Below are 693 nucleotides of genomic sequence, written 5' to 3' on the forward strand. Positions count from 1 at the left end.
ATTAGCGTGGACTGCAGGCGGTCATAGGTCAGAACCGAGAATGACCGGGTTAAGAAACCGTCGCGTAGCAGGATCGCAACATCGGTTAGTTTGATTGAGCGGCGGCGCCAAACCAACGGGTCGAACAGGTGCGAGCGCTGCGGGTTCTGGCTGAATCCGAGCATCTCGCCTTCACCCTCAAGGCCGTACATGATTGTTTCAACCGGGTTAGAAACGCCGAGGTCGGGGTAGACCATCCACAGGGCTTGGAGCATTTCTTCACGCGTGCCTACAGGAAGCAGCAGGTCGTGCTCTACCTTGTCTTGCGCGTTCGCCGCGAAACCGGCCTGCACGATTTTTACTCGGTACCAGCCAAAAAAGCGCCAGAAGAACGGCTGGGAAACCGTCACTGCGTGAATGCGCTGCACCGGAATGGTTTGCGCGCGGGTAGATAGAAGGCCTGAGCGCACACGAATACCATCATGTGTCACAAACGCGGTGAATCCGAAGTTGTTTGCAAACTGGTTGAACGGGTATGCAAACAATGCGAGGCCACCAACAACCGCTGGGATCATTGCGGCGAAGGAGACACCCTCTATCAAAGTTCCTACCAATGAACCCGCAGCGATGGCCAACCCCACGAGAATAGAGAAGATAATCCCCATGTTGAGTGCCAGTGACGCAAGCAGGCGCCCTGCCGGAACCTTGTAGATG

1 protein-coding gene is annotated in these 693 nt (G+C 55.8%); it reads right to left on the reverse strand.

The window, feature by feature from the left end; genetic code table 11:
- Positions 1-693: PH domain-containing protein (locus HMPREF1627_RS01100; RefSeq protein WP_034500405.1), on the reverse strand; the 693-nt coding region annotated here is incomplete at both ends.

Origin of the sequence: Actinomyces sp. S6-Spd3 (assembly GCF_000758755.1) — a bacterium.
GTDB lineage: Bacteria > Actinomycetota > Actinomycetes > Actinomycetales > Actinomycetaceae > Pauljensenia.